The organism is Microbacterium sp., assembly GCF_031988965.1.
Taxonomy (GTDB): Bacteria; Actinomycetota; Actinomycetes; order Actinomycetales; family Microbacteriaceae; genus Microbacterium.
The window spans coordinates 1-14,687 of record NZ_DALZXX010000071.1 but is presented as its reverse complement, the minus strand read 5'-3'; the positions used below and the strand labels follow the sequence as shown (position 1 = coordinate 14,687).

General features: G+C 68.1%; 14 protein-coding genes and 1 tRNA gene. 10 read left to right on the top strand and 5 right to left on the bottom strand.

The genetic code is table 11. The features are described from left to right. The 9 genes from RTM68_RS11995 to RTM68_RS11955 all read left to right on the top strand — a co-directional run. A partial coding sequence (locus RTM68_RS11995) for a hypothetical protein (protein ID WP_312171169.1) occupies positions 1–203 on the top strand: 203 nt, incomplete at its 5' end. Next, positions 203–796, top strand: coding sequence for a recombination mediator RecR (recR, locus tag RTM68_RS11990; RefSeq protein ID WP_194763771.1), 594 nt, complete (start codon positions 203–205; stop codon positions 794–796). The genes RTM68_RS11995 and recR, both read left to right, overlap by 1 nt. Then, complete coding sequence (locus tag RTM68_RS11985; RefSeq protein WP_312171167.1) at positions 793–1,722, top strand: DMT family transporter; 930 nt, start codon at positions 793–795, stop codon at positions 1,720–1,722. Before recR ends, RTM68_RS11985 begins: the two co-directional genes overlap by 4 nt. A gap of 211 nt (positions 1,723–1,933) precedes the next feature. Further along, positions 1,934–3,223 carry an aspartate kinase gene (locus RTM68_RS11980; protein WP_194763769.1) on the top strand — a complete coding sequence of 430 codons (1,290 nt, stop codon included), beginning with the start codon at positions 1,934–1,936 and terminating at the stop codon, positions 3,221–3,223. A gap of 279 nt (positions 3,224–3,502) precedes the next feature. Further along, positions 3,503–4,567: an aspartate-semialdehyde dehydrogenase gene (locus tag RTM68_RS11975; RefSeq protein WP_312171164.1), complete on the top strand. Its 1,065-nt coding sequence runs from the start codon at positions 3,503–3,505 to the stop codon at positions 4,565–4,567. Between the two features lie 88 nt (positions 4,568–4,655). Next, positions 4,656–6,125 carry a malate:quinone oxidoreductase gene (locus RTM68_RS11970; protein ID WP_312171161.1) on the top strand — a complete coding sequence of 490 codons (1,470 nt, stop codon included), beginning with the start codon at positions 4,656–4,658 and terminating at the stop codon, positions 6,123–6,125. A 7-nt stretch (positions 6,126–6,132) separates the two neighbouring features. Beyond that, positions 6,133–6,744, top strand: a complete 612-nt coding sequence (locus tag RTM68_RS11965) for a thymidine kinase (protein ID WP_312171158.1) — start codon at positions 6,133–6,135, stop codon at positions 6,742–6,744. Between the two features lie 245 nt (positions 6,745–6,989). Next, positions 6,990–7,730: an FCD domain-containing protein gene (locus tag RTM68_RS11960; protein WP_312171155.1), complete on the top strand. Its 741-nt coding sequence runs from the start codon at positions 6,990–6,992 to the stop codon at positions 7,728–7,730. 10 nt (positions 7,731–7,740) lie between these two features. Further along, positions 7,741–9,000 (top strand): alpha-hydroxy acid oxidase, encoded by a 1,260-nt coding sequence (locus RTM68_RS11955; protein WP_312171152.1) that lies wholly within the window; start codon positions 7,741–7,743, stop codon positions 8,998–9,000. A 3-nt stretch (positions 9,001–9,003) separates the two neighbouring features. Here the strand turns inward: RTM68_RS11955 and RTM68_RS11950 are convergent, their stop codons facing one another. The 5 genes from RTM68_RS11950 to RTM68_RS11930 form a co-directional block, all read right to left on the bottom strand. Continuing rightward, complete coding sequence (locus RTM68_RS11950; RefSeq protein WP_312171150.1) at positions 9,004–9,849, bottom strand: DUF1295 domain-containing protein; 846 nt, start codon at positions 9,847–9,849, stop codon at positions 9,004–9,006. A gap of 67 nt (positions 9,850–9,916) precedes the next feature. Next, positions 9,917–10,672, bottom strand: a complete 756-nt coding sequence (locus RTM68_RS11945; RefSeq protein WP_312171148.1) for an HAD-IIB family hydrolase — start codon at positions 10,670–10,672, stop codon at positions 9,917–9,919. A gap of 94 nt (positions 10,673–10,766) precedes the next feature. Then, a tRNA-Pro gene (locus RTM68_RS11940) sits at positions 10,767–10,843 on the bottom strand. 53 nt (positions 10,844–10,896) lie between these two features. Then, positions 10,897–11,832, bottom strand: a complete 936-nt coding sequence (locus tag RTM68_RS11935) for a metallophosphoesterase (RefSeq protein ID WP_312171146.1) — start codon at positions 11,830–11,832, stop codon at positions 10,897–10,899. Beyond that, a complete protein-coding gene (locus tag RTM68_RS11930; protein ID WP_312171144.1) occupies positions 11,829–14,390 on the bottom strand; it encodes a penicillin-binding protein in 2,562 nt (853 codons plus the stop codon). The genes RTM68_RS11935 and RTM68_RS11930 overlap by 4 nt, the downstream gene beginning before the upstream one ends. A gap of 79 nt (positions 14,391–14,469) precedes the next feature. Here RTM68_RS11930 and RTM68_RS11925 point away from each other — a divergent pair. Further along, positions 14,470–14,687 (top strand): hypothetical protein (locus RTM68_RS11925; RefSeq protein ID WP_312171141.1); only part of this gene is annotated, 218 nt, incomplete at its 3' end.

Here is a 14,687-nt window from a genome sequence, read left to right as displayed (position 1 = left end):
CGGGCGGCGGTCCGGCATCCACCTCGAGCCGTCCCGCGCCGGCAGTGGCTCCGACGACGAAAGCGGCGCCCGCCGCACCGACCATCACCGAGCGCACCCCGGCCGGGGGAGTGCAGCGCTACGGTGAGGCCGTGATCCGCCAGGTGCTCGGCGCGACATTCCTGCGTGAAGAGCCCTACGAGCCCCCGACGAGGTTCTCCTGATGTATGACGGCATCGTCCAGGAACTGATCGATGAGTTCGGCCGCCTTCCCGGCATCGGGCCGAAGTCCGCTCAGCGCATCGCCTTCCACATCCTGCAGACGCCGACGTTCGACGTCGCGCGTCTCTCCGAGCTGCTCGTCGAGATCCGGGTGCGCGTGCGCTTCTGCGAGATCTGCGGCAACGTCTCCGAGCAGGAGCGCTGCGCGATCTGCCGCGACCCGCGTCGCAACGCGACCCTGATCTGCGTGGTCGAAGATGCGAAAGACGTGGCGGCCATCGAGCGCACCCGCGAGTTCCGTGGGCTCTACCACGTGCTCGGCGGGGCGATCAGCCCCATCGCGGGTATCGGACCCGATGACCTGCGCATCGCGCAGCTCATGACGCGTCTGGCCGACGGCACGGTGCAGGAGGTCATCCTGGCGACCAACCCGAACCTCGAGGGCGAGGCGACGGCCAGCTACCTCAGCCGTCTGCTCACCACGATGCAGATCACCGTGTCGCGCCTCGCCTCCGGCCTGCCGGTCGGCGGCGACCTCGAGTACGCCGACGAGGTCACGCTCGGTCGAGCGTTCGAGGGGCGGCGCGTGTTGTGACCGCGCAGGCCGGCTTCTCGCGTCGCGGCTGGCTGCTCTTCGGTGCCATGGCGCTCCTGTGGGGAGTGCCGTATCTGTTCATCAGCGTGGCGGTCGAGTCGTTCTCGCCGCCGGCGATCGTCGCCGGCCGCACGCTGATCGCGGCCGTGCTGCTGTTGCCGTTCGCGATCCGCGGGGGATCCCTGCGGCAGGCGCTGAGGGTATGGCCGTGGGTGCTCGCGTTCGGAGCGATCGAGATGGCCGGCCCCTTCGTCCTGCTGGGGCACGCCGAGATGACGCTGCCCTCGGGCATGACCGGTCTGCTCGTCGCCACTGTGCCGCTGTTCGCCGCACTGATCGCACTCGGCGGTGGCGACCGCGGGGTGCTGCGCCCGGCGCGTGCGATCGGACTGCTGGTCGGATTCCTCGGCGTCGCGATCGTCGTGGCGGGGCCGGGGCTCTTCGGCGGTGAGGTCAGTCTGCTCGCGGCGGGTGAGGTGCTGCTGGTGGCCGTCCTCTATGCGATCGCCCCGTTCATCGTCGCCCGCAAGCTCGCCGACGTGCCGTCGCTCGGCACGATCACCCTGTCGCTGCTCATGATCGGCGTCATCTATCTGCCGATCGGTCTGGTCACGCAGCACGAGGTCCCGACTCTGCCCTCGATCGCCGCGCTCATCGCGCTCGCGGTGATCTGCACGGCTGTGGCGTTCCTGGCCTTCTTCGCGCTGATCCGCGAGGTCGGCCCCGTGCGCGCACCGCTCTTCACCTACGTGAACCCCGTCGTCGCGATCATCCTCGGCGCGATCGTGCTCGCCGAGCCGCTGACCCCCGGCCTGCTCATCGGCTTCCCGCTGATCATCGTCGGATGCTGGTTCGCCGCCACCGGAGGGCGCCTGCGCCCACCGGCATCCGTCCCCTCTCGTCTCCCGATCCCGCCCACCCCCTGACGCGCCCCCGGAACCACCCACACTCGCCTGCTGAGCACGGCTTCGGATGCCGAGGCCGCCATGCCGCGGCATCCGCCCGCCCATCGGGGTGTCGTGTGCGCGGCTCCGAAGCTGTGCCCGCGGGTGGCGCCCCGTCACATGCGACGTGGGGCATACGCACTGATCGTAGAATGAGCGTGGGCGGATCCGCCCGACATCCCAGGGAGTGAACGTGGCCCTCATCGTGCAGAAGTACGGCGGCTCGTCTGTCGCCGACGCAGAGAGCATCAAGCGCGTCGCCAAGCGCATCGTCGACACGCGTCGCGCAGGGCACGACGTCGTCGTCGCCGTGAGCGCGATGGGCGACACGACCGACGAACTGCTCGACCTCGCGAACGAGGTCGCACCCATCCCGGCTCCGCGCGAGCTCGACATGCTGCTCTCGAGCGGTGAGCGCATCTCGATGGCTCTGCTCGCGATGGCGATCCACTCGATGGGCTTCGAGGCGCGGTCGTTCACGGGCAGCCAGGCCGGCATGATCACCGACTCGCACCACGGCGCGGCGCGCATCGTCGACGTGACTCCGGTGCGGCTGCGTGAGGCGCTCGACGAGGGCGCGATCGTCATCGTCGCGGGCTTCCAGGGATTCAACCGCGACACGCGTGACATCACGACGCTGGGTCGCGGCGGCTCCGACACGACCGCCGTCGCCCTCGCGGCAGCGCTCGCTGCCGACGTCTGCGAGATCTACAGCGACGTCGACGGCATCTTCACCTCCGACCCGCGGGTGATCCCCAAGGCGCAGAAGCTCGACCACATCTCCAGCGAGGAGATGCTCGAGCTCGCCGCGAACGGCGCCAAGGTGCTCTACATCCGCGCCGTCGAGTATGCACGCCGCCACGGCGTCCTGATCCACGCCCGCTCGACGTTCTCGTCGTCCGAGGGCACCTACGTCCTGGGCGAGGGCATGAAGAACCCCCGCGAAGCAGAGGGAGCAGCAGCCATGGAAGAACCGATCGTCGCCGGTGTCGCCACCGACTTCGGCCAGGCCAAGATCACCGTCGCCGGTGTGCCCGACGTTCCGGGCAAGGCCGCGGAGATCTTCAAGATCGTCGCCAAGTCCGGCGCCAACGTCGACATGATCGTGCAGAACGTGTCGGCGGCCTCCACGGGGCGCACCGACATCTCGTTCACGGTTCCCAAGGCGGATGCCGCGGCGGCGCTCAAGGCCCTCGCGGCCGAGCAGTCCGAGGTGGGCTTCGAGAACCTGGTGCACGACGACCAGATCGGCAAGCTCTCGGTCGTCGGCGCCGGAATGCGCACGCACTCCGGAGTCTCGGCGATCCTCTTCGAGGCGCTGTCGGCCGGTGGCATCAACATCGAGATGATCTCGACCTCCGAGATCCGCATCTCGGTCGTGCTGCGCGACACCGACCTGGCCGAGGCCGCACGCACCGTGCACTCCGCCTACGGCCTCGACGGCGAGAGCGACGCGACGGTCCACGCCGGCACCGGTCGCTGACCGCTCGGCGTCGCGGCGAGACGGCGAAACGGCGAAACGGCTGAAATCTCCCCGCCCGGCTGACGATCCGACCGGTATCCGACCGCCGGGCGGGAAACCGTCAGCCAGACGGACCCGTGCACGCCGCCAGCGCACGTCGCCAGCCCGTCGACGGTCGTCGGCCACCGGCCGCCACGATAGACTCACCGAAACCCTGACATCGGCGCCAGGCGCGGCATCCGTATCCCGACGCCGCGCCCGAAGCCTCTCTTGCACCACTGCACGACGCCAAGGAACATCATGACCCGCATCTCCGACTCAGGACTCTCCGTCGCCATCGTGGGCGCCACCGGCCAGGTGGGCACCGTCATGCGCGAGATTCTCGCCGAGCGGTCCTTCCCGATCCGCAATCTGCGCCTGTTCTCCTCGTCGCGCTCCGCGGGCACCGCCATCGAGTTCGGCGGCGCGACGGTCATCGTCGAAGACGTCGAGACCGCGGATGCCGCGGGCATCGACATCGCCCTCTTCTCTGCCGGCGCGACCGCCAGCCGTGCGTACGCGCCGCGCTTCGCCGAGGCCGGAGCCGTCGTCGTCGACAACTCCAGTGCCTGGCGCAACGACCCCGAGGTTCCTCTCGTCGTCAGCGAGGTCAACCCGCACGCGATCGACGACCGCCCCCGCGGCATCATCGCGAACCCCAACTGCACGACCATGGCCGCGATGCCGGTGCTGAAGGCGCTGGATGCCGAGGCCGGCCTCGAGCGCCTGATCGTCTCGACCTACCAGGCGGTGTCGGGCTCGGGTCTCGCCGGTGCTCAGGAGCTGCTCGGTCAGGTCGAGGGCGTGCTCGCCCAGGGCGACACGCTGCGCCTCGTGCACGACGGGTCGTCGATCGACTTCCCGGAACCCGAGAAGTACGTCGCGCCCATCGCGTTCGACGTGATCCCGTTCGCGGGCAACCTCGTCGATGACGGCCAGAACGAGACCGACGAGGAGAAGAAGCTCCGCAACGAGAGCCGCAAGATCCTCGAGATCCCCGACCTCCGCGTCGCCGGAACCTGCGTGCGCGTGCCCGTCTTCACGGGGCACTCGCTCTCGATCAATGTCGAGTTCGCCCGCGACATCACGCCGCAGCGTGCCGCCGAGGTTCTCAGCACCGCTCCGGGCGTCGTGCTCGACGAGGTGCCGACGCCGCTCCAGGCCGCAGGCAAGGACCCGAGCTTCGTCGGCCGCATCCGCGCCGACCAGTCGGCACCCGAGAACAAGGGGCTCGTGCTGTTCATCAGCAACGACAACCTGCGCAAGGGCGCCGCGCTCAACGCCGTGCAGATCGCGGAGATCCTCGCCGAGCGCCTCGCGTCATAGCCTGAGCGCATCCCCGCCATGCGGAACCGGTCTGACCAGGCCGGTCCCCGTGGTCGGTCGTGTCGCGACCTCGAACTAGACTGTTCCGGTGACCGAAAACGTCGATGTCGTCTTGATCGGTGGTGGCATCATGAGCGCCACCCTGGGTACTCTGCTGCACGAGCTGCAGCCGGATTGGAAGATCGTCGCCTTCGAGCGACTCTCCGATGTGGCGCAGGAATCCTCGAACCCGTGGAACAACGCGGGCACGGGTCACGCGGCGCTCTGCGAGCTGAACTACATGCCGCAGCAGAAGGGTGCTCCTCTCGACCCGGCCAAGGCCGTCTCGATCAACGAGCAGTTCCAGCAGAGCCGTCAGTTCTGGTCGTCGCTGGTCGACAGGGGAGTGCTCGATGCTCCGTCGACGTTCATCAACGCCACGCCGCACATGACCTTCGTGCGTGGTGAGAAGGATGTCGCGTACCTCAAGGACCGCTACGAGGTGCTCAAGAAGCAGCCGCTGTTCGACGGCATCGAGTACAGCGAGGACTCGCGCGTCATCAACACGTGGGCGCCGCTGCTCATGCAGCAGCGCCGCAAGGGCGAGCCCTTCGCCGCGACGCGCGTGCCGGCGGGCACCGACGTCGACTTCGGCGCACTGACCCACCAGCTCTTCGACCACCTGACCGCGTCGGGTGTCGCGCTGCGCACCAACCACGAGGTGCGCTCGCTGAAGAAGCAGAAGGACGGCTGGCTGGTCAAGTACCGCACCACGATCGGTCGCACCCCCAACGAGATCAAGGCGCGCTTCGTGTTCGTCGGCGCTGGCGGCTGGGCTCTCAAGCTGCTGCAGCGCTCCGGCATCCCCGAGATCAAGGGCTACGGCGTCTTCCCGATCGGCGGGCAGTTCCTCAAGACGAGCAACCCGAAGATCGTGGCCCAGCACAAGGCCAAGGTCTATTCGCAGGCGTCCGTCGGCGCACCGCCCATGTCGGTGCCGCACCTCGACACCCGCGTGGTCGACGGTGAGGCCTCGCTCATGTTCGGGCCGTTCGCGACGTTCAGCCCGAAGTTCCTCAAGAACGGGTCGATGCTCGATCTCGTCACCCAGGTGCGCCCGCACAACCTGTGGCCCATGCTGCGCGTCGCCTTCGCGAATCCCGACCTCATCACGTACCTGGTCGGCGAGCTGCTCAAGAACCACGGCAAGAAGGTCGACAGCCTCCGCACGTTCATGCCGACCGCGAAGGACGAGGACTGGACGCTCATCAACGCCGGCCAGCGCGCCCAGGTGATGAAGAAAGACGCGAAGAAGGGCGGCGTGCTGCAGTTCGGCACCGAGGTCGTCGCTGCCGCTGACGGCTCGATCGCGGGTCTGCTCGGAGCCTCTCCGGGAGCATCGACGGCCGTGCCGATCATGCTTGACCTGCTCAAGAAGTGCTTCCCCGAGCAGTACCCGGGCTGGGAGCCCGAGCTGCGTGAGCTGATCCCGACGTTCGGTAAGTCGCTCAACACGGATGCCGCACTCGCCGAGAAGTCCACGGCAGCCACGGCCGCCACGCTGGGCATCAACGAGTAACGCGCCGGTGGCGAAGCTCTACTTCCGCTACGGAGCGATGAACTCCGGCAAGTCCACCTCGCTGCTGCAGGCCGCGTACAACTACGAGGAGCGCGGCCAGCACGTGCTGCTCGCGAAGCCTGCGATCGACACCAAGGGCGCGTCGCAGATCGACAGCCGGCTCGGTATGACGCGAGAGGTCGACTTCCTCATCGGTGCGGACGACGACGCCAGGGCGCTCTTCGCGGCGCACAGCCGTGAGGCCGACATCGCGTGCCTGCTCATCGATGAGGCGCAGTTCCTGACGGCACCGCAGGTCGACGATCTGTTCCGCATCGCGATCGAGGACGGCATCCCGGTCCTCGCCTACGGCATCCGCAACGACTTCCTCACTCACGCGTTCCCCGGATCTGCGCGGCTGCTCGCGATCGCGCACTCGCTCGAAGAGCTCAAGACCATCTGCCGCTGCGGACGCAAGGCCGTGTTCAACGGCCGGGTCGTCGGGGGTCGCTTCGTGTTCGACGGAGACCAGGTCGCCATCGACGAGGGGGCCGACGGCGCTGCCGCACCCGAGGTGACGACCTACGAGTCGCTCTGCGGTGCGTGCTACCTGCAGGAGTCCGGCGGACGCCTGGGCTGATCCGCCCCGCCCCGCCCCGCTGCGCCCCGCCGCGGCGCGACATCCGGTGCACGATTCAGCATGGATCGCTCGGGGGAGTCCTCCTCCCGCGGTCACGGCCATCGTCGGCCCGCCTGTGCTGAACACTGAACACCCCGGCTGCGTCGCCGTGCCCGGATTGCGTGGTCTGACCACACGCGCTACTGTGGTCAGACCACAGGCTCCGCATACGCGTGAGCCCGATCCGAACGCGACGAGGAGAGCGGATGCCCGAGCAGCCGGCACGCGCATGGCGTCTCGTGCTCGAACACATCGAGCGCGATCTGCTCGACGGACGCATCGGCCCGGGTGACAGGCTTCCCTCGGAACGCGATCTCTCCGCCGATCTCGGCGTCGGCCGGTCGAGCGTCCGCGAAGCGCTGCGGGTGCTCGAGGTCATGGGTCTGATCCGCACATCCACCGGCTCGGGACCGCAGTCCGGAGCGATCGTGATCTCGACGCCCACCGGTGGCATGTCCACGCTGCTCAGGCTCCAGGTGGCCGCCCGAGGCTTCCCGCTCGAAGACGTCGTGCAGACCCGTCTGCTCCTCGAAGATGCGGTCGCCGCGACGCTCGCCGGTCGCGCCGAACGAGACCTCACCGCCGCGCACCGGGTGCTCGACGCGATGGACGTCGACGGCCTGACCCCCGCAGAGTTCCTGGCGCTCGACGCCGAGCTGCATCTCGCCCTCGCCGACTCGAGCGGCAACAGCGTGGTCGCGGCGATGATGGCCGGCCTCCGCACCTCCATCGAGTCCTATGTGCAGGAGGGCGCAGCGGCAGTCACCGACTGGGCCTCGATGGCCGACGGCCTGCGTGCTGAGCACCGGGCCATCGTCGCGGCGATCGACGCAGGTGATGCGCAGGCCGCACGCGCTCTCGTGCGCACCCACATCACCGGCTACTACGAACGAACCGGATCCCTGACCCTGCAGCAGGGCACCCGGTCCCCGCGAACGACCGACTGAAAGGACAGCCATGGTCCAGCGCCAGCTCCCCAACCCCAAAGAGCTCCTCGAGCTCATGCAGTTCAAGAAGCCGCAGCTCGACGGCAAGAAGCGGCGTCTCGACGGCGCGCTCACGATCGATGATCTGCGCACGATCGCCAAGCGCCGCACCCCCAAGGCGGCGTTCGACTACACCGACGGCGCCGCCGAGGGCGAGCTGTCGCTCACGCGTGCCCGTCAGGCGTTCCAGGACGTCGAGTTCCACCCCGGCATCCTCCGGCCCGCGCCCGACGTCGACACCTCGGTCGACATCCTGGGCGGCCCCTCCGCCCTCCCGTTCGGCATCGCCCCGACCGGGTTCACGCGGCTGATGCAGACCGAGGGCGAGGTCGCCGGAGCCGGCGCCGCCGCCGCGGCCGGCATCCCGTTCACCCTGTCGACGCTCGGCACGACCTCGATCGAGGGAGTGAAGGCGGCGAACCCGCACGGTCGCAACTGGTTCCAGCTCTACGTGATGCGCGACCGCGAGATCTCCTACGAGCTCACCCGCCGTGCCGCCGCCGCCGGCTTCGACACCCTGCAGTTCACGGTCGACACCCCCGTCGCCGGAGCGCGTCTGCGTGACAAGCGCAACGGCTTCAGCATCCCGCCGCAGCTCACCCTCGGCACGATCGTCAACGCGATCCCGCGGCCGTGGTGGTGGTACGACTTCCTCACGACTCCGAAGCTCGAGTTCGCCTCGCTCAGCACCACGGGCGGCACGGTCGGCGAGCTGCTCGATGCCGCCATGGACCCGACGATCAGCTACGACGACCTCGCCGTGATCCGCGACATCTGGCCCGGCAAGATCGTGATCAAGGGCGTGCAGAACGTCGAGGACTCGGTGCGGCTGCGCGACGCGGGCGTCGACGGCATCGTGCTGTCGAACCACGGCGGGCGTCAGCTCGACCGTGCGCCGATCCCGTTCCACCTGCTGCCCGAGGTGCGCAAGGCTGTGGGTGACGACTTCACGGTCATGATCGACACGGGCATCATGAACGGCGCCGACATCGTCGCGGCCGTGGCGCTCGGTGCCGACTTCACGCTCATCGGGCGGGCGTACCTCTACGGACTGATGGCGGGCGGACGCGCCGGTGTCGACCGGACGATCGAGATCCTGCGCACCGAGATCGAGCGCACCATGCGTCTGCTCGGAGTGGCCTCGCTCGCCGAACTCGAGCCCGCGCATGTGACCCAGCTCACGCGTCTCGTACCGGTCACCCGGACCGCATCCGACGTCGTCGTCGGCTGATCCTCACGCCGCGGACTCGACCGGCCGTCGAGTCCGCGGCGGCCACGGCACCAGCATCGAGGTCGTGCTGCGGTACTCCGCGTAGGCCGGGTATTTCGCGCGCGTGATCGATTCTGTGAAGATCGTCGATCCGATGAAGAGGATGCTGAGCAGCACCGGTCCGATGATCGTGGCGTTCAGCGCGCCGCCCCAGACGCCTGCGCCCGAAGCCACCGCGGCCGTCGCGCCGATCGCGTAGAGCACCCACCACTGCGACTGCTCGAAGAAGAAGTTCGGGTGGCGGCTGTAGCGGAACAGTCCCTCGGTCGCGAAGCCGGGGGAGAGGCTGCCACCGGCGGCTTTCTTGCGGCGGTGGAACGCCCACTGCTGCTGGTCCGCGACGGTCTCGCCGACGAGCAGACCGAGGAACAGTGCGGTGAACACGGCATCCCAGACCGTCAGGGGAGCCGGATGCCGCAGCGCGACCTCGGCCGGAAGGGTGATGAGCACGAGCAGCGTCATCTGGTACCCGACGATGAAGAGCAGGTTGAAGAGCTGGAACTGCCAGGGGCGCATGCGTCCGCGGAGGACGGCCCAGCGATAGTCCTCCATGCCCGTGTACCCGCCCTTGCGGGCGAAGTTGAACGTCAGCCGAACGCCCCAGGCGGTGACGAGCAGCGCCATCAGCACGAGGCGGGCGGCATCGCCGTCGCCCGGGATCGCATCGACGGCGAAGATCCACACGTAGACGACGGGGACGATCGACCAGGCTCGGTCGACCCACGAGGTGTCGCGGGTGAGGAGCGACAGGATCCAGCACGCGGCACTCGCGACGGCTGCGGTCAGGACGACGATCTGCAGGGGCTCCATGACGCCATGCTAGGGCGCGAGGAGATCCCGGGCGAGGATGATCGCCCGCAGCCGGAACCCGAGGGGCTCAGAGAGTCTTCAGCAGGTCGTCGAGCTTGTCGGCGGTGTCTTCCCAGCCTTCGACGGACACCGACGGCACGCCGATCGCCAGAACGGGGTAGTCGTTGCCACCCTCGTCGAGGCGGTCGCCGAAGAAGAGCATCGACTCGAGCGGGATGCCGGTGTGCTCTGCGAGCTGCCGCATGCCGTAGGCCTTGTCGATGCCGGCGCGCGTGATGTCGATCGAGGTCGAGCCGCCCGAGCGCACTTCGAGTCCGGGCAGGCGCGTGGCCACGGCGTCGCGCAGCGCTTCGCGCTTCGAGCCCGTCGGGTCCCAGTCGTGCTTGGCGTCACGAGGGGCCTTCTGGCCGAGAGCCGAGAACGTGATCTGCGAACCGCGGTCCTCGAGGATCTCGCCCCACGGCTCGGCTTCCCACAGCCCCAGGCGCTCGGCCTCCTCGCGCAGGGCGGTGAGCGCTGCGGACTTCTCCTCGGCGCTGAGGTCATGGGCGTACAGCGGTACGAAATCGGAACCGTCGTGCCGCAGGTAGCGGGTGCCGCAGGTGGGCAGCAGGTGCATGCGGGCGACGGTCGCGGCATCCGCATTCGTCAGCTGCGCGATGACCTGCGAGCGGAACTGCTGTTCGTTGCCGCCCGAGATGATCGCGACGTCGACGCTGCGCAACAGTGCGAGCAGCTGCGCCGCGATGCGAGGGCTGATGGCACCCTTCGACGGAGCGAGTGTGTCATCGAGGTCGAAGGCGACGAGGGCAGGCGTGGTCATGTGGTCTCCCCAGGATCCGTGGCGGATGTGGTGCATGTGGTGCAGTCCGTGGTTACAGAGAAGGCCGCCCGTGAGGGCGGCCTTCGTGTGTCACTGGTCGGGGTGACAGGATTTGAACCTGCGACCTCTTCGTCCCGAACGAAGCGCGCTACCAAGCTGCGCCACACCCCGTTTTGCAACCCTCCGAGTCTACAAGAGAGGAGGGGGAAACGGCGAATCGAGACTCAGTCTCGCGCCGTGAGCGTGAGAAGCGTCGCCTCGGGGCGGCACGCGAACCGCACCGGCGCGTAGATCGAGTGACCGCATCCGGCGCTGACGTTGAGCGGCACGGTGCGGCCGCCTGCGGTCCAGGTGCTGAGGCCTTTCGCCTGCTTCAGCGGGATGTCGCAGTTCGCGACCAGGGCGCCGTAGCCGGGCAGGCAGACCTGTCCGCCGTGGGTGTGCCCACCGAAGATCGCCTCAGCGCCGAGCTCGATCAAGCCGTTGAGGACGCGCTGGTACGGAGCATGGGTCACACCGATCACCGAGGTGCCCGCGTCGCGCGGGCCGAGGCCGTCGATCGCGGCGGGTAGGTCTTCGAGGTGGTCCCACTCGCAGTGCGCGTCGCCGACTCCGAGGAAGTCGATCCGGTTGCCCGCGACCGTCAGACGGGTCACCGTGTTGTCGATCGCCGACCACCCGAGTTCCTCGGAGAAGAACGCATCGAGCGCCGCGGTGTCGAGCGACGCGGGCGTCGGCGGCTTCTGCGAAGGCCCCATGAAGTATCGGAACGGGTTGCGGGGCGAGGGGGCGATCATGTCGTTCGATCCGTGCACGAAGACACCCGGGATGCCGGCGAACGGCTCGAATGCGCCGCGGATGCCGTCGAGCCCGTCGCGGTGGCCGAGGTTGTCGCCCGTGTTGACGATCAGGTCGGGCTTCAGCTGGGCGAGAGAGGCCAGCCAGTCCTGTTTGCGGTGCTGCCAGGGCGCCATGTGGGCATCGGAGACGTGTAGCACGCGGATCGGCGCGGAGCCGGGAGCGAGCACGGATGCCGTCCCCTCGCGCACCGTGAACAGGTAGCGCTCGATGCCGATGCCCCAGACCGCTGCCGCCGCACCGACGGCCCCCACCGCGCCGAGCGCGATGAGGGCCGGGTGTGCTGCTGAGCGAGGGGTCACTTGCAGGTGACCGTGATCGACGTGCTCTTGCTCGTCGCCGTGTTCGCAGCCGGATCAGTGCTCTCGACGGTCGACCCCGGCGGGTTGCAGGAGTTGTCGAACGAGATCGACGAGAAGCCGGCGCCGAACAGCGCGTTCTGCGCGTTCGACCTCGACTGCCCGGTGACGTCGGGCACGGTCGCGGCCTGACCGTTGCTCGGCGAGATCGTCACGGTCGCGCCGTTCGCGGCCTGGCCGGACGGATCCTGCGCCACGATGACATCGCCCTCGGGGCCGTCGACCGGGCCACCCACGGTGACCTGGAAGCCACGGTCACGCAGGGCCTGCGTCGCGGCATCCACCGTCATGCCGACCACGTTCGGGACATCGGTGAGGATCTGACGGCTGAGGTTGTTGTCCGGCGGCGGGAACCCCTCGCCACCGTAGATGTCGTTCGCAGTGCGTTGCATCGTCCGCGCGAGCGTGTAACGCATCGCATTCAGGTCGGTGCCGCCCCAGCTCTGGCGGAGGATGCTGGCCGTGCCGTTGGAGCGACCGACCCACACCGAGGTGGTGACGTTGGTGCTCGACTCGATCATCATGGTTCCCCACGACTCGTGGGTACCGGTCTTGCCGATCAGGGGGGTCCCGTCGTTCGTGTTCGCCCGGTTTCCCGTGCCGCCGGCGTTCATGACGCCCTGCAGCGCGAAGGCTGCGGTGGCGGCGACCTCGGGTGAGATCACCTGTGAGCACTTCTGCTCGGGGATCGGCAGCTCGTTGCCGTCGGCGTCGAGCACACGGTCGATCGCGCGCGGCTCGCAGTAGATGCCCTTGTTGGCGACCGTCGCGTATGCGCCGGCCATCGCGAGGGGAGAGATGTACTTCGAGCCGAGGATGTCGTACGGCACTGGGGTGTCATCGGTGGTCTTGCCACCGTTCGAGAGCGTGACGCCCATGCGGTCGGCGACGCCGTTGATCTCGCAGAGATCGAGCTTCTCCGCCATCGCGAGGTATCCGCTGTTCAGCGAGTCCGCGGTGAACTTCAGCACGTTGCCGGTGTACCCGCCCGCGTTGTTGAAGTTCTGGACCTTGGTGCGGTTCGTGATCGTGTCATCGCCGCACTTGAATTTGGTGAACACGCGGTTGTTCGCGTTGAGTGTCTCACGCACCGAATGCCCGTTCTCGAGCCAATCGATCAGTGTGAACAGCTTGTAGGTCGAGCCGACGGAGAAACCGTTCGAGCCACCATGCTTCTTGTCCGTCGCGAAGACGAGGGCGCTGTAGGCCTGGTCTCCCTGAATCGTCTCGCTGAAGTTCGTGTTCTGCGTGATCGCGAGCACACGACCGGTCTGCGATTCGAGCGATACACCCGCTGCGCCGAAGTACTGGTTGTCGTAGTTCGCGGGAACCGTTTCGAGCATCTCCGTCGCGGCGGCGTTCTGGATGTCGATGTTCATCGACGAGTAGATCTTGAGGCCACCCTGACGCAGCAGGTCGCGACGATCCTCTTCGGTCTCGCCGAAGGCCGGGTCCGTGAGCACGATCGACTTCACGTACTCGCAGAAGTAGGCGCTGCGGGCGATGTTGACGGCAGAGGCGCAGCCCTGGGTGGGCTGGCTGATCGCCGGACCGACGGGGGAGGCGTCCGCCTCGTCGTACTGCGCCTGGGTGATCTTCCCGTTCGCGAGCATGCGACCGAGCACGTAATGGCGACGATCGGCGGTCTCGGCGTAGCCATCGGCCTCGCTGTTGTGCCCCACGCCGTCGGCATCCGTCCAGGTGCCCTGCGGCTGATCGATGCGGAACTGGTTCGGGTTCTGCACCATGCCGGCGATCGTGGCCGCTTGCGCGAGGGTCAGGTTCGCCGCGGTCGTCGAGAAGTAGTAGTTCGCCGCCGACTCGATGCCGTAGACCGTGCCGCCGAAGTTCGCGATGTTGAGGTACCCGAGAAGGATGTCGTTCTTCGAGTACTCCTTCTCGATCTGCAGGGCGAAGCGCATCTCCTGCAGTTTGCGCTCGACACCCTTCGCGCCGGACGCATTGGTCGCGTCGAGCCAGCACTGCTGCAGATCGTCGGCGTATGTGCCCGAGGCTGGGTCGGCCTCCTGCTCGCACTCCTGGATCAGCACGTTCTTCACGTACTGCTGCGTGATGGTCGACGCACCGCGGTCGTCGGTGCCGCGCAGGTTGTCGACGAGTGCCTTGGCCGTCGCGCCCACGTTCACGCCGCCGTGGCTGAAGTAGTCCTTGTCCTCGCTCGAGAGGATCGCGTCATAGACGACGGGATTGATCTGCTCGTACGTGACCGGGATGCGGTTCTGCTCGTAGAACGAGGCGAGCTCGACCTCGGATCCGTCCGAGGCGGTCGCGACGATCGTCGACTGTTCCATCGGGCGGTTGACCTGGAGGTTCGCGGGAAGATCCTGGAAGATCGTCAGCGCCTGCGAGCCTGCGATGCCGGTCATGGCGAGGACCGGGGTGACGCTGGCCGCGACGAGGAGACCGGCGACGGCGCTCAGCCCGACGAGCCCGAGGACTCCGCCGAGCGCACCACTCACCGTGCGATTCTTTTGGGGCATACGCTTGATCGTAGGGGAGTTCCCTGAATACCGCCTTTGACGCATCTGCGAGGCGCGGATGCCGCCAGACAGGAGTGCCATGACCACGTGGGAATACCTCACCACGCCGCTGCTGATCCACAACACCGCCGCGATCCTCAACAACTGGGGAAAGCAGGGCTGGGAGCTCGTGCAGGTCGTGCAGGGGCCTGAAGGCGGCCTCGTCGCCTACTTCAAGCGTCCCGTGACCGCGGATGCCGCGGGCAACGCCGGCCTCGCCGCCGCCCGAGCCCGCGGCAGAACCGGCGGCCGACCATC

Coding starts and splice junctions, on each gene's coding strand:
- RTM68_RS11975 (WP_312171164.1), top strand. CDS start 3,503: ATGACCCGCATCTCCGACTCAGGACTCTCCGTCGCCATCGTGGGCGCC.
- RTM68_RS11945 (WP_312171148.1), bottom strand. CDS start 10,672: ATGACCACGCCTGCCCTCGTCGCCTTCGACCTCGATGACACACTCGCT.
- RTM68_RS11960 (WP_312171155.1), top strand. CDS start 6,990: ATGCCCGAGCAGCCGGCACGCGCATGGCGTCTCGTGCTCGAACACATC.
- RTM68_RS11955 (WP_312171152.1), top strand. CDS start 7,741: ATGGTCCAGCGCCAGCTCCCCAACCCCAAAGAGCTCCTCGAGCTCATG.
- RTM68_RS11930 (WP_312171144.1), bottom strand. CDS start 14,390: ATGCCCCAAAAGAATCGCACGGTGAGTGGTGCGCTCGGCGGAGTCCTC.
- RTM68_RS11950 (WP_312171150.1), bottom strand. CDS start 9,849: ATGGAGCCCCTGCAGATCGTCGTCCTGACCGCAGCCGTCGCGAGTGCC.
- recR (WP_194763771.1), top strand. CDS start 203: ATGTATGACGGCATCGTCCAGGAACTGATCGATGAGTTCGGCCGCCTT.